Source organism: Thiorhodovibrio winogradskyi (assembly GCF_036208045.1).
GTDB lineage: Bacteria > Pseudomonadota > Gammaproteobacteria > Chromatiales > Chromatiaceae > Thiorhodovibrio > Thiorhodovibrio winogradskyi.
In genome coordinates this window covers 4,603,343-4,625,678 of sequence record NZ_CP121472.1, presented here as the reverse complement: position 1 = coordinate 4,625,678, position 22,336 = coordinate 4,603,343, and the positions used below count along the sequence as shown (strand labels likewise).

The 22,336-nt window shown below is 59.7% G+C and carries 25 protein-coding genes and 1 pseudogene; 9 read left to right on the top strand and 17 right to left on the bottom strand.

Annotated elements, in window-relative coordinates; all coding sequences use genetic code 11:
- Positions 1-16 precede the first annotated feature (16 nt).
- Both Thiowin_RS21210 and Thiowin_RS21205 read right to left on the bottom strand, forming a co-directional pair.
- Positions 17-3,499, bottom strand: a complete 3,483-nt coding sequence (locus Thiowin_RS21210; RefSeq protein WP_328984962.1) for a class I SAM-dependent DNA methyltransferase — start codon at positions 3,497-3,499, stop codon at positions 17-19.
- Between the two features lie 120 nt (positions 3,500-3,619).
- On the bottom strand, positions 3,620-5,065 hold the full coding sequence (locus Thiowin_RS21205) for a potassium transporter TrkG (protein ID WP_328984961.1): 1,446 nt from the start codon (positions 5,063-5,065) through the stop codon (positions 3,620-3,622).
- Between the two features lie 120 nt (positions 5,066-5,185).
- Here Thiowin_RS21205 and Thiowin_RS21200 point away from each other — a divergent pair, with 120 nt between their 5' ends.
- Positions 5,186-5,362: a hypothetical protein gene (locus Thiowin_RS21200; protein WP_328983338.1), complete on the top strand. Its 177-nt coding sequence runs from the start codon at positions 5,186-5,188 to the stop codon at positions 5,360-5,362.
- A 179-nt stretch (positions 5,363-5,541) separates the two neighbouring features.
- Here Thiowin_RS21200 and Thiowin_RS21195 read toward each other — a convergent pair whose 3' ends face one another.
- Genes Thiowin_RS21195 through Thiowin_RS21185 form a run of 3 tightly spaced genes read right to left on the bottom strand, consistent with a single transcriptional unit; the run spans position 5,542 to position 8,383 of the window.
- Positions 5,542-6,039, bottom strand: coding sequence for a Uma2 family endonuclease (locus tag Thiowin_RS21195; protein ID WP_328984960.1), 498 nt, complete (start codon positions 6,037-6,039; stop codon positions 5,542-5,544).
- A complete protein-coding gene (locus Thiowin_RS21190; protein ID WP_328984959.1) occupies positions 6,036-7,736 on the bottom strand; it encodes a GMC family oxidoreductase in 1,701 nt (566 codons plus the stop codon). The genes Thiowin_RS21195 and Thiowin_RS21190 overlap by 4 nt, the downstream gene beginning before the upstream one ends.
- Positions 7,733-8,383 carry a gluconate 2-dehydrogenase subunit 3 family protein gene (locus tag Thiowin_RS21185; protein WP_328984957.1) on the bottom strand — a complete coding sequence of 217 codons (651 nt, stop codon included), beginning with the start codon at positions 8,381-8,383 and terminating at the stop codon, positions 7,733-7,735. Before Thiowin_RS21185 ends, Thiowin_RS21190 begins: the two co-directional genes overlap by 4 nt.
- Positions 8,384-8,676: 293 nt before the next feature.
- Between Thiowin_RS21185 and Thiowin_RS21180 the strand changes: the two are divergent.
- Positions 8,677-8,866 (top strand): annotated as a pseudogene (locus Thiowin_RS21180) (hypothetical protein); the annotation flags it as partial.
- Between the two features lie 202 nt (positions 8,867-9,068).
- Here the strand turns inward: Thiowin_RS21180 and Thiowin_RS21175 are convergent.
- Positions 9,069-9,506, bottom strand: a complete 438-nt coding sequence (locus tag Thiowin_RS21175) for a DoxX family protein (RefSeq protein WP_328984956.1) — start codon at positions 9,504-9,506, stop codon at positions 9,069-9,071.
- Positions 9,507-9,641: 135 nt separating this feature from the next.
- Positions 9,642-9,929, bottom strand: coding sequence for a hypothetical protein (locus Thiowin_RS21170; protein ID WP_328984955.1), 288 nt, complete (start codon positions 9,927-9,929; stop codon positions 9,642-9,644).
- Here Thiowin_RS21170 and Thiowin_RS21165 point away from each other — a divergent pair.
- The 3 genes from Thiowin_RS21165 to Thiowin_RS21155 are packed head-to-tail and all read left to right on the top strand — an operon-like array spanning position 9,928 to position 11,348.
- Entirely contained in the window at positions 9,928-10,095 is a 168-nt protein-coding gene (locus Thiowin_RS21165) for a hypothetical protein (protein WP_328984954.1), read from the top strand. The genes Thiowin_RS21170 and Thiowin_RS21165 overlap by 2 nt on opposite strands.
- 39 nt (positions 10,096-10,134) lie before the next feature.
- Entirely contained in the window at positions 10,135-10,716 is a 582-nt protein-coding gene (locus Thiowin_RS21160; protein WP_328984953.1) for a sigma-70 family RNA polymerase sigma factor, read from the top strand.
- Positions 10,713-11,348 carry a DUF1109 domain-containing protein gene (locus tag Thiowin_RS21155; protein ID WP_328984952.1) on the top strand — a complete coding sequence of 212 codons (636 nt, stop codon included), beginning with the start codon at positions 10,713-10,715 and terminating at the stop codon, positions 11,346-11,348. The genes Thiowin_RS21160 and Thiowin_RS21155 overlap by 4 nt, the downstream gene beginning before the upstream one ends.
- A 317-nt stretch (positions 11,349-11,665) precedes the next feature.
- On the opposite strand, the gene Thiowin_RS21150 is transcribed toward Thiowin_RS21155, so the two are convergent.
- From Thiowin_RS21150 to Thiowin_RS21115, 8 genes are all read right to left on the bottom strand, one after another.
- Positions 11,666-12,109 (bottom strand): tetratricopeptide repeat protein, encoded by a 444-nt coding sequence (locus Thiowin_RS21150; RefSeq protein ID WP_328984951.1) that lies wholly within the window; start codon positions 12,107-12,109, stop codon positions 11,666-11,668.
- Positions 12,110-12,216: 107 nt separating this feature from the next.
- Positions 12,217-12,669 (bottom strand): hypothetical protein, encoded by a 453-nt coding sequence (locus tag Thiowin_RS21145; protein ID WP_328984950.1) that lies wholly within the window; start codon positions 12,667-12,669, stop codon positions 12,217-12,219.
- Positions 12,662-12,940 (bottom strand): cytochrome c3 family protein, encoded by a 279-nt coding sequence (locus tag Thiowin_RS21140; protein WP_328984949.1) that lies wholly within the window; start codon positions 12,938-12,940, stop codon positions 12,662-12,664. The genes Thiowin_RS21145 and Thiowin_RS21140 overlap by 8 nt, the downstream gene beginning before the upstream one ends.
- A 21-nt stretch (positions 12,941-12,961) precedes the next feature.
- Entirely contained in the window at positions 12,962-13,396 is a 435-nt protein-coding gene (locus Thiowin_RS21135) for a hypothetical protein (RefSeq protein WP_328984948.1), read from the bottom strand.
- A gap of 246 nt (positions 13,397-13,642) precedes the next feature.
- Positions 13,643-13,765 (bottom strand): FCSD flavin-binding domain-containing protein, encoded by a 123-nt coding sequence (locus Thiowin_RS21130; protein ID WP_408034115.1) that lies wholly within the window; start codon positions 13,763-13,765, stop codon positions 13,643-13,645.
- Between the two features lie 45 nt (positions 13,766-13,810).
- The gene (locus tag Thiowin_RS21125; protein ID WP_328984947.1) at positions 13,811-14,713 is read right to left on the bottom strand and encodes an FAD/NAD(P)-binding oxidoreductase; all 903 of its coding nucleotides are present in this window, start codon (positions 14,711-14,713) and stop codon (positions 13,811-13,813) included.
- A gap of 52 nt (positions 14,714-14,765) precedes the next feature.
- Positions 14,766-15,137, bottom strand: a complete 372-nt coding sequence (locus tag Thiowin_RS21120) for a Crp/Fnr family transcriptional regulator (RefSeq protein WP_328984946.1) — start codon at positions 15,135-15,137, stop codon at positions 14,766-14,768.
- On the bottom strand, positions 15,137-15,304 hold the full coding sequence (locus Thiowin_RS21115) for a cyclic nucleotide-binding domain-containing protein (RefSeq protein WP_408034114.1): 168 nt from the start codon (positions 15,302-15,304) through the stop codon (positions 15,137-15,139). Before Thiowin_RS21115 ends, Thiowin_RS21120 begins: the two co-directional genes overlap by 1 nt.
- A gap of 46 nt (positions 15,305-15,350) precedes the next feature.
- On the opposite strand from Thiowin_RS21115, the gene Thiowin_RS21110 reads away from it, so the two are divergent.
- Positions 15,351-15,497 (top strand): hypothetical protein, encoded by a 147-nt coding sequence (locus Thiowin_RS21110; RefSeq protein WP_328984944.1) that lies wholly within the window; start codon positions 15,351-15,353, stop codon positions 15,495-15,497.
- 59 nt (positions 15,498-15,556) lie between these two features.
- Here the strand turns inward: Thiowin_RS21110 and hcp are convergent, their stop codons facing one another.
- Entirely contained in the window at positions 15,557-16,849 is a 1,293-nt protein-coding gene (gene hcp / locus Thiowin_RS21105; protein ID WP_328984942.1) for a hydroxylamine reductase, read from the bottom strand.
- 817 nt (positions 16,850-17,666) lie between these two features.
- On the opposite strand from hcp, the gene Thiowin_RS21100 reads away from it, so the two are divergent.
- The 3 genes from Thiowin_RS21100 to Thiowin_RS21090 all read left to right on the top strand — a co-directional run bounded on the left by Thiowin_RS21100 (position 17,667) and on the right by Thiowin_RS21090 (position 21,376).
- Complete coding sequence (locus tag Thiowin_RS21100) at positions 17,667-18,179, top strand: GtrA family protein (RefSeq protein ID WP_328984941.1); 513 nt, start codon at positions 17,667-17,669, stop codon at positions 18,177-18,179.
- Positions 18,180-18,241: 62 nt separating this feature from the next.
- On the top strand, positions 18,242-19,852 hold the full coding sequence (locus Thiowin_RS21095; protein ID WP_328984940.1) for an NAD(P)/FAD-dependent oxidoreductase: 1,611 nt from the start codon (positions 18,242-18,244) through the stop codon (positions 19,850-19,852).
- A 36-nt stretch (positions 19,853-19,888) separates the two neighbouring features.
- Positions 19,889-21,376, top strand: coding sequence for a hypothetical protein (locus tag Thiowin_RS21090; protein ID WP_328984939.1), 1,488 nt, complete (start codon positions 19,889-19,891; stop codon positions 21,374-21,376).
- Between the two features lie 213 nt (positions 21,377-21,589).
- Here the strand turns inward: Thiowin_RS21090 and Thiowin_RS21085 are convergent, their stop codons facing one another.
- The gene (locus tag Thiowin_RS21085; protein ID WP_328984938.1) at positions 21,590-22,156 is read right to left on the bottom strand and encodes a CDP-archaeol synthase; all 567 of its coding nucleotides are present in this window, start codon (positions 22,154-22,156) and stop codon (positions 21,590-21,592) included.
- Between the last annotated feature and the right edge of the window lie 180 nt (positions 22,157-22,336).

Sequence of the window (22,336 nt, the reverse complement as noted above, 5' to 3'; positions counted from 1 at the left end):
CCGTTCGATTGCCCTTTTAGCGCGTGAGCCGGTAGCGCTCGCCCTCGCGTTGCAGGAAGCCCAGCGATTCGAGGGTGGCGAGGATGTCGGCGATCTTGGGGCGGTTTTTGTTGGGCTCGGTGAACTCCTCTGTCAACTCGTCGAGGCTGCGCGCCTGCTTGCCGAGCATGTCTTTGACGGCGGCGACTTGCGCCAGCATCCCGGCGCGCAGGCTTGGGAATTTCATTTTGCCCTGTTTCGACTTCGCGCTGCTGGTCTCGGGAGCAGGAGTGTCGAGGTCGGCGGTGTGTTGTTCGCCGGTGGTGGTGGTCGGCGCTTCCGGGTTTTGGTAATCGGGGCGCAGCCAGTGGATGGCGCCTTGGGCTTCCCCGGCGGCGCGCTCGGCGTTCAGGGCGACCAGGCGGGTGAGCAGTTCTTCCTCGGCTTCGGTCTGCTCGGCAGGTTTGTCGGGCCAGGGACAGGTGGCGCCGGGGCGGCCTACCAACTTTTTGGCCAGATCCTGCCAGCCGTAGGCGGCGAAGACGGCGGCATCGAGCTGGTCGTGCAGTTCGCGCAGCAGGGTGACCAGGCCATGGTTGTTGATGGCTTGTTCCTTTTCGGTCAGCGGCCGTTGGTGGCGCTGGGCGTCGAGGACGTTATAGAGGCCGGTTAGGGTGAGCGAGGGATGCTTGGCCTGCTGGCGTTTGCGGTGGGCGTCGATCTGCTCGGCGAGATCGCGGATGGTGGCGATTTGGGTGTCACCGGCGACGGGGAAGGGGAAGGTCTCGAAGCAGCGGGTTTTGTTGTAGCGCGGGTCATTGCCGACCCCAAGACGACCGCCGGTTGCCAGCGCCCAGATGCCATGCAGGCGACTGGAGAGCACGCCAAGCAGGAAGGCATCATCGCTGGCGATATTGACCAGCATGTTGTCGGGCAGGATGTTGGCGTCGAGCCAAGCGAAAATGCGGTGCTTGGTCGTTTCAACGGTGGCAATGTAGCGGCTCAATCCGGCGCTCATCGCGCGCCAGTCCTTCCGTGGCTCGCCGAAAATCCACCAGTGATTGCGATAGGATGCGCGATTGTTTTGATCCCGCTCCGGCTTCACCCGTTCCAGCACGCGCTGATAGATGGCCGGATACCGCTGACGGACCTGCTCGACATCCAGTCCGAACAGATCGATGACCTTCACCCCGCGCGGGCTCTGGGTGAGATCGCGACCATTGCGGTAATCGCGAATCACCGCTTCCATGCCCGGTTCATGACCCAGACCAAGCGCTAGAGCTTCTTCCCCGTTGACGATAAATCCAGATCCGATCAGTTGCACACCTCTCGATGCTACTGATGAGTTTGCGATAAGCGGCGATGATCCCGCCACATCCGCCCCAATCGCCAGATCCGCAAACAGCTTACCCTCGCGCTCGCTCAGTTCAACGGCCCGTGCATCCTCCTCCCCCGAACGCTCGGCGGTCACCTTGCGCAGCAGCCCCTGTTGCTCACCCGGCGCGCCGACCGTCATGGCGATGCGCACTTGCGCGCCGTCGCTGGCCTCCACCCAGGGGTGATCCGGCACCGCGAACACCAGCGACAAGGGCGACTTGGCATCATTGAGATGCGGCTCGAGTACCCGGCGGTTGAAGGTCTGGCGAAGGCTGTTGGTGGTGATGAAGCCGAAGCGGCGCGCCTCGCCCTTCCTGACTTTCTCGGCGGCGATCTGCCACCAGTACATGACAAAATCCGCCGAGTCCGGCACCTGGCCGCTATAGACGGTGCGCACGGCATCGACATAGCCGTCGCCCAGGGCGCGGCGCATGGCGGCGGCGCCGATGAAGGGCGGATTGCCGACGATGAAATCCGCTTGCGGCCACTCGGCGCGGCGCGGTTCGAGATAGCGGTAAACCGGCAGGCGCGCGCGCTCGTCGGGAATCGGCTCGCCGGTGATGGGGCTCGGTTTGACGCTGCGTCCATCCCAGACGGTGACAGGCTGGCCTTGCTCATCCAGCAGCGGCTCGCGCGCCTGGGCCTGGATCAGGGCATCGCGGCATTCGATGTTCTTGAAGTCGCGCAGCACCGGCTCGGGCGGATTGACCTGGCCATGGGTGCGGAAGTGCCATTGCAGGAAGCCGATCCACAGGACGATCTCGGCAATGCGCGCGGCGCGCGGGTTGACCTCCAGGCCGAGGAACTGATGCGGGTCGACGGTGAAGCCCTCGCTGTCCATCTGGCTTTGCGGGCTTAAGTCACGCAGCAGGTTGAGCACCTCGCCCTCAAGTCGCTTCATGTGCTCCAAGGCGACATAGAGGAAATTGCCGCTGCCGCAGGCCGGGTCGAGCACCCGGGTCACACAGAGCCGGCCGTGGAAGTTCTTGACTTCGGCCAGCGCCGCCTCCGGCTTGCCCTGGCGCTGGTAATTCCGGGCCGCGACCTGCACCAGCTCCCAGTCGGCGCGCAGCGGCTCGATGACCGTGGGCATCACCAGGCGCTCGACATAGGCGCGCGGGGTGTAGTGAGCGCCGAGCTTATGGCGCTCGCGCGGGTTGAGGGCGCGCTCAAGCAGAGTGCCGAAGATGGCCGGCTCTACCTCGCGCCAGTCGGCGCGCGCGGCGTCGATCAGTTGGCCGATTTGCTCGGCGGTGAGTGGCAGGGGGTCGGCGTCCTCGAACAGGCCGCCATTGAAGCGCAGCACCTGGGTCGTGAGGACACCGCAAAAGCCGCCGCTGTGCATGCTCTGCCACAGGCTCTTGAGCGCGTCCGGGAAGGCCTCGGGCTGTTGTTGCAGGCGCCCGAGCAGCGCGGAGAAGCTGTTGGCCGGGAGCAGCTCGACATCCTCGGCAAACATGGTGAACAGACAGCGCGACAGAAAGCCGGCGACGCGTTCGGCGCCCGCCCCGCTCTCTTCGAGCGATTTTGCCAAGCGGGCGAGGGCGGCGGCGATTTTCCATGTCAGCTCCGCGGCGCGGCGGCTTGGGTCCAGGCTCAGCGGATCGAGCCACAGGGCGCGCAGGCGTGTGCGGATGTCCTGCGAGCGCAGATCTTCCAGGCCAATGCGGTAAGCGCGCGGATCGGGATAGGGGACGTAGTTGCCGCCGGTGCAGGTGAATTCCGAATACAGCACGAAGGCGCGCCCCACATCGACCACGATGATAAAGGGTGGCCGGCCTTCCGCGGCGGGCAACGCCTTGACGTAATGCTCGGCCTGCTTATGCGCCTTGACCATGGCCGCGTCCCAGCCGTCACTGCCGGTTTGTTTGCCGGTGTCCTTGCCTTCGAGCACGAAGCAGCCGCGCCGGTAGAGATCAAGCGCCCGTGGGGTGGTGCTGCCGTCGGCCTTGTGCTCGGTCACGGAGCGCTCGAAGACATAGGCGTTCTGGCTGTTGTCGGCGCGCGCCGGGTCGGGCCGCGGCAGATCGAGCAGGGTGCAGAATTCGGTCAGGAACAGCTGCAGGTTGGCGCGCTCGTTGCCACCGTGGCTGACCCCGCCGCCCCAGCGCGCGATGAAGGCGTTGATATCTGTGTCGTTCATCGGTGACCCCTGCGAACCCGCAATGGCGCTCATTCTACGCTGCGCAACTCCCGGCTGTCAGCCAGCATGACCGGTCGCCCCAGCCGCCGCATACCCTTGTCCTGAACTCAGGCGCCGGTATCACCCCCGCCAATAAGCCGGCAGGAACAAAATCAGCAGGGTAAAGACCTCCAGGCGCCCGACCAGCATGGCGAAGACCGACAGCCATTTCACCGCGTCATCGACCGTGGCGAAACTGGCGGCCACCTCACCCAGCCCTGGACCGAGCAGATTGATGGTCGCCACCACGGCGCCGACCGCGCTGATGAAATCCAGCCCCAGCGCCATCATCCCCACGGTCAGCAGCAGGCTCACGGAGGTATAGAGCACCGCGAAGCCCCAGATGGAAAACTGGGTGTCCTGATCCACCGGGCGACCGCCGAGCTTGAGGCTGATTTGGGCGCGCGGATGGGCGAGATGAAACAATTGCTGCACGCCCTGACGGGTCATGAGCAGAATCCGCAGCACCTTCATGCCGCCGGCGGTCGAGCCGATGCAGCCGCCGATGAACGACAAAATGATCAGGGTGAGCGGAATATGTCGTGGCCAATCGCCGAAAGTGGCGGTGCCAAAGCCGGTGCTGATGAGGATGGAGGCGACCTGAAAGGCGCCATGGCGCAGCGATTCGCCAAAGCTGGCATAGGCGTGGGTCCACACCAGGCTCAGCGCCACGAACAGACTGCCGCCGAGAAACAGCCAGCCGTAGACCCGCACCTCCGGATCGCGTCCATAGGCCAGCGGATCGAACCGCTGCCAGGCAATGAAATGCACCGCGAAGTTCACCCCGCCGGCGAGCATGAAGACAATGGCAATGCTCTCGATCAGCGGGCTGTCAAACCAGCCCATGCTGGCATCATGGGTGGAGAATCCACCGGTGGCGACAGTCGCGAAAGCATGACCGACGGCATCAAACAGCGTCATGCCCGCGCCCCAGAAGGCCAGCGCACAGGCCAGCGTCAGGCCGACATAGAGTCCCCACAGCGATCGCGCGGTCTCGGCGATACGCGGGGTGAGCTTCTCGAACTTGGCCACCCCGGAGGACTCGGCGCGATAGAGCTGACTGCCGCCCACGCCCATCAGCGGCAAAATGGCCACCGCCAGCACGATCATGCCCATGCCGCCGAGCCATTGGATCTGCTGGCGGTGATAAAGAATCGACGCCGGCAAGGCATCAAGCCCAATGATGACGGTGGCGCCCGTGGTGGTGAAACCGGAGATGGACTCAAACACCGCGTCGGTAAAAGACAGATGCAGCCCCAGCACGAAGGGCAAACCACCGATGGCCCCGAGCAGTGCCCAAAAGAGCGTTACCACGAAGAACGCCTCGCGCACCGAGAGCGCCCGCGGATCATTGCGATTGGGCAGCCACAAAAGCACCCCCAGGATCGCCGACAGCAGCCAGGACGCCGCGAACACCTGGATCTGGCCGTCGCGGTACAGCCAGGCGATGCCCAGCGACGGCAGAAAACTCAGGCTGTAGAACAGAAACAGCACGCCGAACAGGCGAAAAATCGCGCGCCAATGCATGGCCGGTGACTCGACATCCGATGATTAAAGAGACGAGCGAGGATTCTACCGCCACGGCGATACTTCAGTGCGAACGCACTGCGTCGCGCGGGTCGGAGCGGACGGCGGTTGCCCAGTCGCATGGGGCACGACGAACAGGCCCTGCGCGAGGCCGGCGTCGGCAACCACGACGTGGCGGTGGTGGCCATCGGCGAGGAACTGGAGGCCAATATCCTCTGCTGGCGACCCGGGCCTTCTTCCGGCGACGCACACAGCATCACGTCTTCGGGCGCAGCCTGGGCGCCGAGGAAGTCATGAAAGTGCTGGCGCTGGGCTTCTTCCTCGCCACCCGAGCCAAGGTACGCATTGGCTACACGGCGAGCAAGGTGTTTTTTGGCTGAAGCTGCCGAAGAACGACGACCATGGGCGTTCCGTGACGGCGGGGATCGGTGCTGGAGGTGGAAAAGAACCTGGTGCTTACCGCCCAAAAGAAAAGGCTACCAGAGTTCATCGACGCGCAGGCGCACATCTGGCAACAACACCGGCGCGACCACCTCGCCCGGCGCGGGGCGCAACATCAGCCGATACCCATCGGCGGAGGCTTCCCGATAGAGTTCCAGGCGGCGGTGCTGAAGATCCACCAGCCAGACCTCGGGGACACCTTGAGCGGCGTACAGTGGCACCTTGACTTCGCGGTCGTAACGCAGCGAGCTGTCGCAAATTTCAATCACCAGCAGGGTATCGGCGGGCGTCGGATTCGCGCCCTCATAAAAATCATCGCGCGGGCGCAGCAGCATCAGATCCGGCTCGGGCTCCGAATGCGGCGCCAAGGTGAGTGGATCCTGCACAGCCACCAGAGGCAAGCAGTCATCACTGACGCGCGCGATGCGCCCGTCGATGACCCCGAGCAAGGCGCCGATGCCGGTCAGCAGGAACACCGGCGCCACCGCCAGTTGAATACTGTGGGCCATCATGCCCGTGTCGATCTCGCTCATCCCAACATCCCCTCCGCCACCCGCAGCGCATTGGCATAGATGGTCCAGGTATAGGGCACGCTGCCGCCGGTGGGCATGAAGCTGCCGTCGGTGACGAAGAGATTCTCGACCTCATGGGCGCGACAGTCGGCGTCCAGCACCGAGGTCTTGGGATCAGTCCCAAAGCGACAACCGCCGGCCATCAGATTGGGCGGTGGCGCACCGCTGATGCTGGAGCGCACCCGCGCCGCGCCCAGTTCCTTCAGGACCCGCTCGGCTTTGTCGGCCAGATAACGCCCGACTTGCAGATCATGGGGGTGATGGCCGATGCGGATGCGCGCCACCGGTTGGCCCCAGCGGTCTTTGACCTTGGGGTCCAGACTGACAAAGCAATCATCGGTTGGCAGCCAGTCGCAGAACACCTCGAAACGCAGGGTGCGGTCGGTGCGAAACCACTGTTCCAAGCGGCGCTTCAGTGGCAAGCCCCAGACCAGTTCGCCATTGCGCCACTTAGCACGATTGGCCAGACCGGTGGGATTGGGATGGGCGAGCAGGAACTCGACAATGCCGCCTTTGTACCGGTGCTCGTTCCCCGCGCCCGCGAAGCCCTTGTCCTCGATTAGATACCAGTCATCCAGGGCGCGATTGACGAAAGGTCCCATGGTCTTGAGCGCCACCGCGCGCTCCGCGCCCAGGGCGGCGTATTCCAAATCGCCCGAGCCGGAGCCGCCGGCGGAGAACAGCAGGTTGCGCCCGACCTGACCGGAGTTGTTGGCCAGACCATTGGGAAACTTCGGCCCCGGGGAGTTGAGCAACAGGCGGCTGGTCTCCACCGCCTGGCAAGCCACCACAAAACGCTTGGCAGTGATTTGTCGGACCTTGCCCTCGGCATCGGCGTATTCGGCGGTGGTCACCCGGCCGCGCGCATCACTCAACAACCGCAGCACCTGGGCGCGGGGGCGGATATCGCAGCGCCCTGTGGCCAGCGCCGGGGTCAGCCAGGCCGCGCGCGCCCCGCCCTTGGCGCCGCTGGAACAACCAAAGCTGCCGCAATAGCCGGAATACTCGCAGGCACGCCGGCCCAGCGCCCCACGCGATAGAATGGCGCGCGGCACCCGCAGCGCGTGATAGCCGAGGCGTTCGCAGGCGTCGTCGATCCAGGCCGACACCGGATGTTCCAGTGTCGGTGGATAGGGAAAATCGGCGCTGGAGCGCGGCTCCAGGTTCGGATGCTCGGTCACCGCCCCGGAGATACCGACCAAGCGCTCGACCTGATCGTAATAGGGTTCAAGATCGGCATAGCCGATCGGCCAGTTGGCACGGTTGGCGCCCGCGATTGGGCCAAGTTCCTCCAGTTGGCGAAAATCCACCGGCTTGAGCCGATGAAAAAAGCCGCTCATCAAATTGCTGGAGCCGCCGACCAGGTTGCCGTTCCAGAAGTCCCAGCCGGACTCGGCGGTGGACTTGGCCACCCAGGCGCCATCGGCGTCGCGGTCCTCGACCACGTGGGGCTCCAGGCGCTTCTCGGGGGTGTAGACCGCACGTCGGCAGCAGGCCAGTTCATCCTTGCGAAAGTGTTGATCCTCAAGCCAGGGGCCTTTCTCCAGCACGATCACGGACTGACCGGCCTTGGCCAGCCGCCAGGCCACGGGCGAGCCGCCGGCGCCACTGCCGATGATGCAGACATCGCAATCGGTGTCGGTGTTGCTTGCGGTCATCGCGGTAGCCTCGGGTAGATGGTCGCGGCATCCGGGCGCGGATAGCCGGGGATATGCTCCAACCAGCGCCAGCCAATGCCATCGGGATTGCCGCCATAGGCCGGATCGGTCAGCAGGGCTTCCATGAGATACAACAGCAGGGTGGACAGCCAATTCTCGCCGGCCTCGCTGGCGGCGGTCTCGCGCAACAGGGACTCACGCGCGGCGCTGTCGAGGGCGAGGAAGGACTGGCTGGTGCGTTGCCGGCTCAGGTCCTCCAACCAGCCGGCGCCATTCAGGATAAAGGCCGGCTCATCGGAGTCGGTCTTGGCATCTTTCAGTACGAAGCGCAGGAAGGGCAGGGCGTTGATCTCGCGCGCGCCGGGCTCTTCGGATTCTGAGGGGAACAGATGCTGCTGCACGGCGTCGATCAGCGCCAACTGCTCGGCTTCGCTGAGCGCTTTGGCTGGCTGAGAGGATGTTCCTTGAGCGGCTGACCCCGTGGCGGCTCGCGCCAGCAGAGGCGCGAACAGCCCGGCGACCGTCACCCCGGCGCAGCGGGCGAGGAAGGCGCGGCGGTCGAGGAGCGTCTGATGCCAGGCTTGCAGCTCCGCCTGGGGATTCCCCGCAGGGGCCGGTGACTGTGTGGGTGCGTCGCGTCGGATCATCAGTAGCCTCTGTTGGGGTTTCGCTTGGTGCGCTCCGGGTTGGCTGCTTCCCGGCTGGCACTGTCTCAAACGCGCCGGGCTGATGGATAAAGACCGCCAGCGCCGGCGAAATCTTTCAGCCGGGGTGCATACAATGCAGCCAACACCAGCAGCACGCGTCGCGTGAATCCTCGGGCTTCAAAAAGACTCCTGTCAAATGGCCGGCGAAAGAAACCTTCGCGCTAAGCGGTCTTTTCCGACAGACCTGACATCCTGATCACCCAAACACCCAGACACCCTTAGGGAGAGTCCCCATGCTAACCATGGCCCGACGTTTGCAAGACCTGCTCGATATCACCCGCGCGCTGGATTTTCTCGGCCCGCTGGCCTTGCGCCTGTACCTCGCGCCCCTCTTCTGGATGGCCGGCACCAAGAAATTCGCCAATATCTGAGGATACCGTGGCCTGGTTCGGTAACCCGGACTGGGGGCTGGGCATGTCGTATTCCGCCTCGGTCTGGCACGCGAGCGCCGAGGGATCAGCGTGCTGATCAGACTGGCGGACTGCAAAACCCACGCACGCATAATCATCTGGCGGAGAAATGATCAGATTGATCGAAGGTGAGCCCTGAAGGGGCCCGCCTGGGGAGAAAGGCAAGTCAAGACACTGTGCCAACAGGCTTGGTCAGTCCTGGTCAGCCTGACCGATCAGCGTGCATCGGTGTTGCCGCGAACAACAAAATAGAGCGCCATCAACAGCAAGCTGACCTGAAACTCCATCCCTCCCATGGGATGGCTTGCAGTAGCCACAAAGCTCCACTGGCCCCAGTGCACCATCGAAATGGCGCCGATGAGCACCGGAACCGTCGCCAGCGCACCCAGGCGTGTGATCCAATCCCGGCGCAGAATGGCGCCGGCGAGCAGTCCCAGACCACCGGCTACCTCAGCGACGGCAACGGCAAGTGCAACCGGCAAAGCCAGTCCCATCATGTCGGCAAATTGCGTCGGCGCCATCAGCTTGCCGATACCATGAAACAGAAACACCGAGGCGAAGCCGATTCGCAGCAACCAATGAGCATGTGGCGCCAAGTCCGCGAATCGCAGCGCGGGTGTTAAGTTGGAAGTTGTCGAGAGAGTTGTTGCCATGATGATCTCCTTGGGTCGGATAAAATGGGTATTCAGTGCGATCTGTTAAGCCCGCCCTTCATCGGGCGGCGCGCGACCGCCCGGTGAAGAGTGATACGGGTCTGAAGTTGCCTTGCGATGAGATCAATGATCCGATCAATAGGCCAGATCAGGACTGCCGCCGAAGACCCCGTAAATGTCCGGGCGTTCATGCGTTGGCGAGCGACCCTGGCCAAGGCTCAGCAAATCCGGGTTGCCCTGGGCGAGGCCTTGATAGTGATCCAAAGCCGTTGCGCTACCGGAGGAGGCCGGCGCCGTGGTCTGGAAGAACCCGACGCGGTGGTCACTGTCCGGATTGCCACGGGTGAACTGTCGCAGGCTGTCGGCGGCCTGCACGGAGGTGGTGAGCATGACGGCGGCGGTGGTGATGAGGATTTTGTTCATGAGAAACTCCAAGCGTTCTTTGGTTGATCAGATGTCGGGTCGCGTGCCGCGGTCGCGGATGATCCGCCTCGGCATCGCGCCCTCACTGACCGAGTCGCTGGCAGAGCGCGAAGGGTTACAGGGCGGGTCGAAAAAAGATGTCCACCGCTTGTCGCGCGCCTTGTAACCTTTGATGGCGCGCCAACGACTTCCTTCATCGAAAGACATGCCCAAGCACCCAGCCGACAGCCCCGCCAATGCGCTCGATGCCTTCGAAGCCGCCCTGCGGCCGTTGTGGGATCGCGGGCAAACCGGCGATGAGGCCGCTTATCGGCAAGCGCTGGAGCAGATCGCCAAGCGCCTGCGCGGCTGGTTTCGCCGGTGCCTGCAAGGGCTGCCGGACGAGGTCGAGGATTTGCTCCAGGAGACGCTGCTGGCGATTCACCTGCAACGCGGCACCTACGATCCCAAGGTGCCGGTCAGCCGCTGGATGCTCGCCATCGCCCGGCATAAGCTGATTGACCTGTGGCGCCGGCGCGGTCGCCGCGACGCGCGTCATCTGGGGTTGGATGATCTCCCCGAAGGGACGCTGACAACCGTCGAGGAGGAATTCCCCGTGCAGCGCGATCTGGCAACCCTGCTTGGCAGGCTGCCGCAAGCCCAGCGCGAGGCGATCACCCTGACCAAGCTGGAGGGCTTGACCCTGGACGAGGCCTCCCTTCGCAGCGGCATCTCGGTCGCGGCACTCAAGGTGCGGGTGCACCGCGGACTGAAACGACTCTCGAATCTTGTGAGGAAGACCCCATGAAAACCAGCCACTTAATCGATCTGCTCGCCACCGAGGCCGGTCCCGCGCCGCGTGCGCTCCCGGCCCGGCGCATCGGCGCGGTCGTGCCCTTTGGATGGCTGGCCAGCATCGCCGCGACCCTGGTGCTGCTCGGCCCGATCCCGGCCAGCCTGTGGGCCGAGCCGGCCCCCTGGATCAAGCTCGCCTATGCCGGCGGACTGGCCAGCGGCGCGCTCTGGCTCACCACGCGACTGGCGCGACCGGTGGCGCGCACCGGCGGGCCTGTGATCAGTATCGTCGCCGTTGTCATCCTGATGGCTCTGCTCGGGCTGACGACGTTGCTGGCCGCGCCCGCCTCCGAGCGCCTGGCCGCGTTGCTGGGGCACTCCTGGGCGCGCTGTCCGGTCAATGTGCTCCTGTTGTCTCTGCCCACCCTGGCCGGCGCGCTCTGGGCGCTGCGCGGCCTGGCCCCGACCCAAGCACGCGCGGCTGGTTTGGCGGCCGGGCTGCTGGCCGGGGCCGTCGGCGCCATGGCCTATGCCCTGTCGTGCATCGAACTCTCGGCGGCTTTCGTGGCCCTCTGGTACAGTCTGGGCATCGCCCTGGCCGGCGGCCTAGGCGCGCTGATGGGTCCATGGCTGTTGCGCTGGTAATCGAAAAAACGACGATTTTCACCACGGCGGATGGGTTGAGCGATTGAACGCCGTGAATGCCTTGTCGCCTGGACTGTTGAAATGCCTCTGACTTCGACCTCCTGGCGAGCTTCCTTGTTACTGACCATGGGATTGCTGATGGCTGCGACCCTAGCGCTCGGCATCATGCGCGAGCGCGCCAACCGTCTCGAAGGAGAAGTGTGCATTCAGTCGGCAACTGAGCTGGATAACAGGCAACCGGGCATCTTGGCTCGGGGCACCCGTATCTCACTGCGTTTTCGCGCAAGGGCGCGGGCATTGGCGCCGGCGCGACCCGCTCAGGGATGATGGGCGGAAGCGCGCTGCTCGATTTGCCCGAGCAGCGCGTCGATGTCGGCGCGCTGGCTAGGCTTTAGGCGCCGGGCTTCGCCAAGCGCCGCCTTGGCGGGGCCGGTCTGTTTGAGATGGATGTAGGCCATGCCAAGGCCGATGAAGGCGCTGGCATTCTGGTTGTCCGCGCTGATGGCCTGTTGAAATTGATCGACGGCAGCGCGGTAGTCCTGATTGAGCAGATAAGCACCGCCGAGTCGGGTGTGGGCGAGGCTCGAGCTGGGGTCGGCCGTGATTGCGCCCTTGAGCGTGGCGATGGCGGCCTCGGTCTCGCCGCGCTGAAGCTGTGTTTCGGCTTGCTCGACCATCACGGTGATACTTTCGGTCGCGGCTGAGACCAGGCTCAACATCAGCAGACTGCCGAGAGAAATCACACGAAGTTTTTTGTGCATGGCAGCGTCCCGCGGAAATGGGGTTTATTAGGAGTGGGAGCGGCTTTTGCCGCGATGCGCTCGCGGCTGAAGCCGCTCCCACCGTGGTGGTTGGCATGAGCGAATGGCTATTTCAACGACCCCTCGCCGTACCTGGCCTCGAAGCCCTTGCGCACGGTTTCGAGCTGATCCTTGCTCATGCCGTTGAAGTACCAATCGTGGCCTTCAATGGGCTTGAAGTGCTCCTCAAGCAGCGCGGTCGCATAGGCGTCATTGCCGTCTTTTTTGCTCACCACGTCCTTCAGCTCGGGAATCCACTTGAAGTAGGTGTGCTGGGCGACTTCGTACATGCCGTGCCACCAGGTGTAGTCGGGACCGCTCATGGAGGCGCCATGGCGGGCGCGCCGACCCTCGTGGTGCCAGATCTCCCACCAGGTCCACTCGATCTTTTCATCAAATGGCGCTGGCGTGATGTAGCCCTTGTCCTTCAAGTCCGACATGACCGCCGCGATCGGCTTGGCGAACTTGTCGTTGTAGAGATCGACCACATTGTCGAACTGCGCGTAGTGGCCATCAATCACGCTTCTTTCGTGGCAGGCGACGCAGATCTCTTCCAGGATGATCCGGGTCGACATGGCATTTGCCGCAGGTATCCGGCGTGCGCGCCTGCGCCTTGCTGAACCGATGACGCCCATGACAGGCGGTGCAGGCGCCCAGGCTGCCGTCGGGATTGATGCGCCCGATGCCGGTATTGGGCCAATTGCCCGGTTTGGGCCGCCCCTTGTCCTTGCGTTTGCCCTCGGTGATGAATTCCAACTCCCCGCCATGGCATTGCTTGCAGCCGGCATTCACCGCCGCCGGGCCGCCGATGACCTAGCCGAGCAGGTTGTCGAGCGAGCAGAGAATCTGCCCAGCTTTGGCGTGATGGGAGCCGTCCATTTCCTCGAACTCTTTTTGATGACGCTTGGCGCAATCCTTGGGCGTGACCACGATGGAGACAAAGGTATCCTCGTGGCGCCAGGCGTCGATGTCGTCTCTCTGCGCCTCATGGCAATCCAGATAAGTAACCCCGTTCTGGCCGTGCTGGCTGTGATTCCACCCCCAATACAAACCGGGATTCTTGGTCATGTGGCAGTCGATACATTCCTGACCCCGGGGGTCGCCCCAATCAACACCGGGCTGACCGGCGGGCCGCACGGCCAGGGCTTGGATGGTGAAGAGCAGGATAAGGCCGCCAAACAGCCAGGCGCACAGGCGACTGAAGCGCGGCAGGTCGGGGGCGCTTGGGCTATTCAGTTTTTTCAACATGGTGGACTCCTCAATCATTCTTGTTTGGTCGATGGGTCGATCATTCAGTCGATCATTTTTCTGGGGCGCTCAGGGCAAGGGCGCGCGTCCGCCGAAGACGAGGCGACGGCTCACCCTGACTCGGGACTCTGCGCCAGAATCGGGCGACGAATCTTGATTTACCTCATGAATGCGCGGCGCAGGGGATGCGAAAATGGCGGAAATTGATTTATCTCAATTGAACATATTCGCCGTGATGTTGCGATACTAGCCAAGCGCGAATTGCACCTCGATCGCCCGCGTGCGCGCGTCGGCCTGGGGATCGGACAGGCCGCCGGCGCCCGGCACCGAGACGATCTCGCCGTCCTTGAGCTCATAGACACCGGCCACCGAGATGCCATGATTGGGTGCCAGAATGCTGTAGCAGGTGTTGACCTAGGAGGGCGCTGGGGCCGGCTGACCATTGAGGGCGGCGACCACCGCCATGGCGCACACCTTGCCCTGGGAGTTGGCGGCATAGCCGGATTTGGGCATTTCACCGGCGATCACCGCGTCGCCGATCACATGGATATCCGGATGCTGGGTGGACGCAAAGGTCTGCTGATCGACCGGGCACCAGCCGCTGGCATCGGTCAACCCGTTGGCGAACGCCAGCTCGGCGGCGCGCTGCCGGGGGATGAGGCTGATCACATCGGCGTGAAAGTCCTCGACCACACCGGTCAGGGTCATGCTGTCGGCATCAATGGCTTCGATCTCGCCGCCAGCGGCGGCTGGAATCCATTCGATCATGTCGCCGTAGTGTTCCTTCCAACCGGCCTGGAACAACGCCTGCTTGGAGAAGGCGTCCTTGGCGTCGAAAATCATCACCTTGGATTTTGGCTTGTGGTGGCTGAAGTAGAGCGCGATCTGCGCCGCCCGCTCATAGGGGCCGGGCGGGCAGCGGAAGGGATTGGGCGTCGCGACAATGGCGCACAGGCCACCATCGGGCATGGCCTTGAGCTGCTGGCGCAGCAGTCGGGTCTGGGCGCCGGCTTTCCAGGCGTGCTGGATGCGGGTGTCGGCCAGTTCGGCGCTCATGCCGTCGATGGCGCCGAAGTCGAAAGACACGCCGGGCGCGAGGATGAGTTTATCGTAGTTGTAGACGGCACCGCCCTTGCCGACCACCGCGTGCTTGACCGAGTCGATCTCGACGATTTCATCGCCCATCATCGAGATGCCGCGCCGGCTCAGGCCCCGGTAGTCGAAGGTGAGGTTGTCGATATCGCGCTCGCCCGACAGCACCTCGTTGCTGAGCGGGCAGGAAACATAGACCGGATTGCCCGGTTGGTCTTGATCCACATTAAGTTTGATCCGTCATTCGGGCTTTAATTGACAAAAACACAAAGACATCTCAGCCAGTGGCGCTGGCCGCAGCGAACAGAGGCGCGCGGTCTGGGCAGGCAATATCCGCCACGGGGAGCCCGCCCAACTGGCGCAAGCGCGCCAGTGAGGGAATTTGAATCCGCCGCCGCTCGACCCGGATCAGTCCGCACCGCGCCAATGCGTGTAGCTCGCGGGAGAAGGTTTCCGACGACAGGTTCAGGCTGGATGCGACCAAAATCTTCGACGCCAGCAACTCCAGTTGGGCGCTGTCCGGCGCCGTGACGCTGGGGCTCGCCTCACGCAGCAGCAAGGCGACGACCCGCTGGGCGGCCGTGTGCAGGCAACAGGCCTCGAGATCGATCAGCAACCGCTGCGCGCGCTCGGCTACCAGGCGAAGCATCAGCTTGGCGACTTCGGGCCAGTGCGCAAAATGGTGGCGCGCACCTGGCGGACGTCGATAAAAAGCAGCCGGGCATCGCTCAGCGCTTCGACATGCAGTGCGCAGGGTTGTCCGAGAAAGGCCGCCGCCTCGCCAAAGGTGCGTGGGGGCCGGAGGATTTCCAGCACCCGCTCATCCCCATCGGCCGAGAGCAGCGCCAGTTTTTACCCGGCCATGCTCCAGGATATGGAAGCCCTCCAGGCGCTCGCCGCGGTTGCACAGTACTTGACCACGGTGCGCCTGGCGCGGATGACAGCCGGCGGCGAGAAAACGCAAGGCCGCGCGCGGTGCGCTGGCGAAGACCGGGATGGTCTACAGTAACGCCAGGCTGGCGATCGCGCGAGTGTCTGGAGGCATGGCCTTGGCAAGGTTCTGGACGCTCAGGCGGCCAAGGCCAGTTTCAGATCCTCCAGCGGATCGCCATTCGTCAGGCGCAGGTCATAAGCCGCTTGCAGCCGGGCAAAGATATTGGGCGTGATGAAAGCCGGCGGCTGCGGGCCTAAGTTGATGCCCTTCACGCCCAGATACAGCAGCGTCAGCAGCACCGCCACCGCTTTTTGCTCGAACCAACTGATCACCAGGGTCAGCGGCAGATCATTCACTGTGCAGTCTAGTGCCTCGGCCAGTGCCACCGCGACCATGATGGCGCCATAGGCATCATTGCACTGCCCCATGTCGAGCAGACGCGGCAGGCCGAGATGCTCGCCATACACATGATCGCGAATGCGATACTTGCCGCAGCCGAGCGTGAGAATGAATGAATCCTCCGGCGTGGCGGCGGCGTAGTCAGTAAAATAATTCCGCCCCTTCTCGGCGCCATCGCAGCCGCCGATGACAAAGAAATGGCTGATCTTGCCGGCCTTGATCGCCTCCAGAATCGGCCCGGCCTGCTCCAGAATCACCTGGCGATGGAAGCCGACCGGCTGCTCGGCGCCCAGGCGCTCTTCACAGGGCGGACAGGCGCGCGCGGCGGCAATCACGGCGCTGAAATCGCCATCGGTGATGTGCTGCCCGGCAGGCACGGCGACGGCATTGGTGGTGAATAGCCGATCACGGTAGCTGTCGGGCGGAATCAGCACGCAGTTGGTGGTGCCGACGATGGGGCCGGGGAAGGCGGCGAATTCCTTTTTCTGATCCTGCCAGGCGCCGCCATAATGACCGGCGAGATTGGGATGCTCCTGGAATTTGCTGTACATGTGCGCCGGCATCATCTCGCCGTGGGTATAGACCTTGATGTCGGTGCCTTTAACCTGTTCGAGCAATTGCCACAGATCGAGCAGATCATGGCCGGTGACCAGAATGCCTGGGCCGGCCTGGGTGCCTTCGCGTAACGGTGTCGGGCGCGGCGCGCCGAAAGTGGCGATATGGCCCTCATCGAGCATCTGCATCACACGCAGATTCTTCTCGCCGCACTCCAGGCAATACGTGAGCAGGGTGTCTTCGTCGAAGTTGACATTGGTCATGGTGGCGAACAGGGCCTCTTCGATGAAGGCTGAGACGGCTTCATCCGACTGGCCGAGCCGGCGGGCGTGATGTGCATAGGCGGCCATGCCTTTAAGGCCAAAGATCAGCAGCTCTTGCAAGGATTGGACATCCTCGTTCTTGCCACACACGCCTGGGCTGTTGACGCAGGCGCTGTTACGAAAGGTTTGCTCGCATTGGTTGCAGAACATTAAGTAGACTCCCGATATGGTTTAGTAGCGTTTTGGTGTATTTTGAACAGGCTGCCTGGAGCGCGCCACGCCGTTCGGTAGGCGCACGATCAGCACGGGAGGGAGTCTGCGGCCCGACACCGAACTTAGCCTTGACTTGAGTCAAGCGGTGTAGGAGGTTGATTCGTGAAAGTCGTACCGTCGAGGACACTACGCCCGACGTCCCCTTGAGGACAGCGACGCGGCTGCGCGCGGCTTCATCGCCGCACATGACAGATGTATCATCGAAGGCTGCTGGGCAGATAGGCAGATTAAAGGTACCAGGTTCGAATTCTTTTCAAGCCACGATGAAACCAGGCGGAAACAGAGAAAACAAAGCTTGACCTAAACGCGGACAAGTTCCCGGCTTACTCTCCGTTTACTTAATTACTGTCGTATTTAGCTCTCGACCGTGAGCATTTTTTTCATTGGATTTGGAGGATAACCTTGAGTCCTTACAATTATCCATATCTTCCGGCCCCAGCACCGCTAGGACTGTATACAGCGCCTAGGATCTGCTGAGATACTGTCCCATCATGGTGATTGGTGGTACAGGGAAGATGCGCGGATAGGTGCCAAGGTCACCGACGATGCGCAGACGCTGAAAGACTGGAAATTCCGCTTGATCTGCCTGAAGTAAGAGTGCGGCTACGAGTGCGCGCTGATTGAAAAGTGATTCCGCCTGATCGACTATATAATCCGCCTGCCCGAGGCACTGGAGGCGGATTTTCTGCTGATCTATCGGCTATTGGATGCAGAGTAGAAATGGGATTATGGCTCAGTTTATTGGTATTTATTCATGAAAGTCTCGACGCAGCAGATGATCAAGGCGCGAGGTGCGATCTTTGTCCATGAATTTAGCCGATTCATCCAGTGTTCGGGCATTGCGGCTGGACTAAATATCGTAGCGGGGTATGTGTTTTATGCCGCATTTGGGTTTCGGGAAGATTGGCGCTACCCTGTATCGATAGCCTTTGCCTTTTTAATCGGAATGCTTGCCAGCTTCTATTTAAACAGAATATACACTTTTAGTAGAAGCAACCGCTCTTTGGCTCATGAAATACACGCATTTATTTTCGTCTCCATGATCGGTTTAGGGGTTACCGCGCTTATTGCTACTTTGTTTCGTAACTATTTGTTGTCGGTTTTTGCTGAGTTTTCAGTCCCGCGGGAACTTAGAAACAATGTTGAGTTGATGAGTCACGTCGCCGCGGTTGCGGTGGTTTCTCTTTACTCCTATCCGGCGCACAAGATGATTAGCTTCCGACAGAAAGTAATTGCGCCCCCAGTAGCGACTGGTATTGATGATTGAATCACGAAACTTTCCCCACATGTGCGCGAGAGTAGTTTTAAGAACCGAGAGGGTCTTTAACCATGTCTAATACCGGGTCACAACAAATCGCCATCATTATCGGCGGTGGTCCCGCCGGCCTGACTGCGGCGTATGAGTTGGCGAGCCGATCCAACATCAAGCCTGTGCTTTTTGAGGCTGGTGAATGCCTTGGGGGTATATCACGCACTGTGGTTTATAAGGGAAATCGTATTGATATTGGCGGACATCGATTTTTTTCCAAATCTCAGCGCGTGCTTGACTGGTGGCTGGGTATACTCCCAATACAGGGGGTTTCCTCTCTTGAGAAATTGAATCAAGCGGATCGCAGTCAAGTCTCTCATGGGGCATTGCAAATAGATCCCGTGGGGCCAGATCCGGAAACAACCGACTTGGTCATGCTGGTTCGATCCCGGTTATCCCGCATTCTGTTTCGTGGTCATCTATTTGATTATCCGCTTCGTCCATCATTCAAGGCGCTGCGGCAATTTGGGTTCACCACCGCGGTCACCATACTTTTTGGTTATATTGAAAAAAAAATTTTCCCGATCATGCCGGAGCGAACGCTTGAGGATTTTTTGGTCAATCGTTTTGGTTGGCCATTGTATGAGAGTTTTTTTCGCGATTACACTGAGAAAGTCTGGGGTGTTTCGTGCCGCCAGATTTCTCCAGATTGGGGGGCTCAAAGAATTAAGGGTGTTTCGATATTCAATCTCCTCAGTCACGCTGTCCGCAGTCTGATGCCTAAGAGCAAGACACAGCCGGGAAGAGAAATCGAAACCAGCCTGATCGAGCGATTTCTGTATCCCAAACTTGGCCCGGGCCAACTTTGGGAACGAGTCGCTGAACTTGTCGAAAAAATGGGCGGAGAGATTCATTTGCGTACCTCCGTCGCGGAGCTGCACCAAATTCCCTCTGGTAAAATTTCATCCATCACGGTTATTGGGCCAACCGGAACCAGGCGCATAATGACTGGGGATTGGTTTATCTCGACTTTGCCGGTAAAACAACTCATTGAGCAAATTCATCCCCCACCACCTGAACAGATAAAAACAATTGCGAATGGGCTTCTTTACCGTGATTTCATTACGGTAGGCTTGTTGCTTCGGCCTGTGAAAGCGTCGACTAACCGCTTGGTAAACACAGAAGGGGAATGGATTCGTGATAACTGGATTTATATCCAGGAGCCAGAGGTCAAGGTCGGGCGGATACAAATCTTCAACAATTGGAGTCCATATTTGGTCGCGGACCGGAATCATTTGTGGCTCGGCTTGGAATATTTCGCCAACGAGGACGATAGGATTTGGCGGTTGCCGGACGATGAGATGGCCAAGCTTGCAATCTCTGAACTAAGCACCTTAGGGATGGCGGATGAAAATGATCTTCTTGATTATACTGTAATCCGTGTACCCAAGGCTTATCCTGCTTATTTCGGCACCTTTGACAATTTTTCTGAGATCCGTGATTACCTTGACCCAATTGAGAATTTGTTTCTGATAGGCCGCAATGGTATGCACAGATACAATAATCAGGACCATTCGATGCTGGCGGCTATGACCGCAGTTGACAATATTCTGGCCGGAATAAAAGAGAAATCAAACATTTGGTCAGTTAACACCGAGCAGCGATACCATGAGTCCGTCAGACCACAGTGACAGGCAATTGGACTGCCAACAGCTGAAGATACTTACATGTCTAATAAAAATCTAGCAAGGCTTTATTGGGCATTGGTTGTCACCTGGCTACTGATCATCAGTTTACAGGATCCATCGTACGATGGGATCTGGCACCTGCACGTTGCTTGGCTCATTGAGAAGGGGGAATTGATTCCTTTCGAGGATTTCTTCGAGCATCACACCCCGCTGCTTTGGGATGTTCTTGGGCTCTATTTCCGCCTTGGTGGGAGCGAGTCATTTTTTTTAGTTTTTGGTAATGCCGTTGTATTGTTTTGCGGATTGTGCGTGGTCATTGGCTTCTATCATATCGGCCGACATCATGCCAAGGGGCATTGTGAAGTCCATGGTAACAACAGTGCGCAGTATGAAAATATTCCGCCGGGCATGTTGGGAACAATGTTTTTCATTCTTGCCGATGGCGTGGCGGCTCATCTGTTTATTCCACGTCCGGAAACCCTCAGCACAGCCTTTTGCGTCGGCAGCTTTTACTATTGGATTACAACTCGTAACAACGCAAGTCAATCGACACTTCGTCTCGGTCTGTCCGGAGCGCTCTTCTCGCTAGCAGTCCTTGCCAGCCCAAGATTTCTGGTTCTTGCGGGTCTGTTCTTGCTCCCGACTGACACGAGGTACCCTTGGATTGATTTTAACCTTCGCCGCATGACCGTGTTTGTTAGCAGTTTTAGTCTGACTATCGTCTTTTATTTGTTCGCGTCGCCGGTGACGCTAGATCAGTTTCGCTTCATTTTCTCCTTCAGCTCACTGTTACAGCGGATTGGGGAGGGAAATCAATCCGCCTCGCTTTTCTTTGTTGTGGGTTTCGTCGCGCTTCTTCCGCTGACCTTGCTTGGTATCCTACTATCACGTTTGGAACTGAACTCACGCATCCAGATATTAGTATGCACCAGTTATGTTTTCCTGGTTCTTCTCGTCTTGTACCTAGCCTCCGGGCAATATGTGTATGCGCAATCAGCAAGCCCTCTATTCGTGCTTCTTGGTCTGCTCCTCGTACTTGTGCAGAATCAATTGGCGACGGCCGGGATAGGACGAGACATATTGTTCGCGACTTGTATCGCGACCTGGGTTCTACTATTTTCCATTCGGCTTACCATTTACACTGTTGTCAATTCTCTAGATCTACCGGCTAATCTTACTATTTTTGACCGGTTGGGTGATATCTCCACCGATCTTACAGCGATGCCAGAAGGCGAACGTGTTCTCCTCAGTCCGCCTGAACACCTGATTTTCGTGCAAGACGCATCATTTTACGGTCTGATTCTGGTTGATAGCCCAGAGCGAATATGCGTTGCCGCGCGTCGTTACCAGTCGATTACGCTGCCACCCTGTGACTATGTGGCCGATATCGAGAATAACCTGCCATATTATGTTACGCGCCAACTTGACAGTCTGGCGACAGGTTCCCGCCTTGCACGATTGAAGCTGTTGATCAAGGAAAAATATGTGCCCTATCGTGGATATTACCGGCGTACTTATAATCAGTAGAATTCTAATTAGAACAATATAACGCAGCGTGCCCCACTAGACTGATTGTTTGAGCGAGGTGCCGCCACCATCCGGTTAGGAATGACGGTGTTGCTTTGAACTCCCAGAGTTTTCACCCTGACGCTGAACTGGCTTTAGTGGCTCATCTAGATTAGCAACTTGGCCGGGATTTTCCTGTTTTTGGTATTAGAGCACAATAAGAAATTCGAGGAGTCATTTCAAGCGCAATTTTTTCCTAATCCAAGTTCCGGTCATAAATAATAAGGGGGTGACGATTAAGCCCGTTAAAATGAGATGCAATGGCAATTGAAAGTAAAAATACCATAATAATAAAGTACCATAGGTCGAGTCCATGTTGTCCGCAAGGAAGAATGGGATACTTTTTTCGTCACCAGAGGGAATTTTTAATCGTCGTTTAAAGTAAGAATTCGGTAGTTCCGATAAGTTGAACACAAATCCAACTAACAATCCATATTCTAGCCAGTTAAAAGATGATAAAAGAACCCAGTTTTGTGGTGGGTCTTTGATTAACATTGGCTCCATATGTTGGAATAAAAAAACACTTGCCGCATGAGTTAGCGGTAGGCTGACCAACCCCCGCCATCTTTTGTTTGTGCCAAATAAGAACTGGTTGATGGGAATGTTTAAGGGTTCAAAAAGGGTGGTTTTCCAAAGAAGAGCTTCGAGAATGCCAGCCATTAATAATGGACACATTAACCAAAAAATATTCGAGGTATCCTGGAAAAGTTGCGGCAAGAGTTGTGATATTTGCGGTGGCATTGGCTTGCGCTGGATGTTCTCTGATGTGAATTGGTCGGCTTATAATCTAGAGTGGCTTATTTCAGAATATTTGGATTTGCGTATAGTCTGGGCATTTAATAAATTGTAGGGGCAGGTCGATGGGGTTTTTCCGTTATCGCTTATTCCACGCTATACCTGGGAGCTTTCACAATGCTGTCC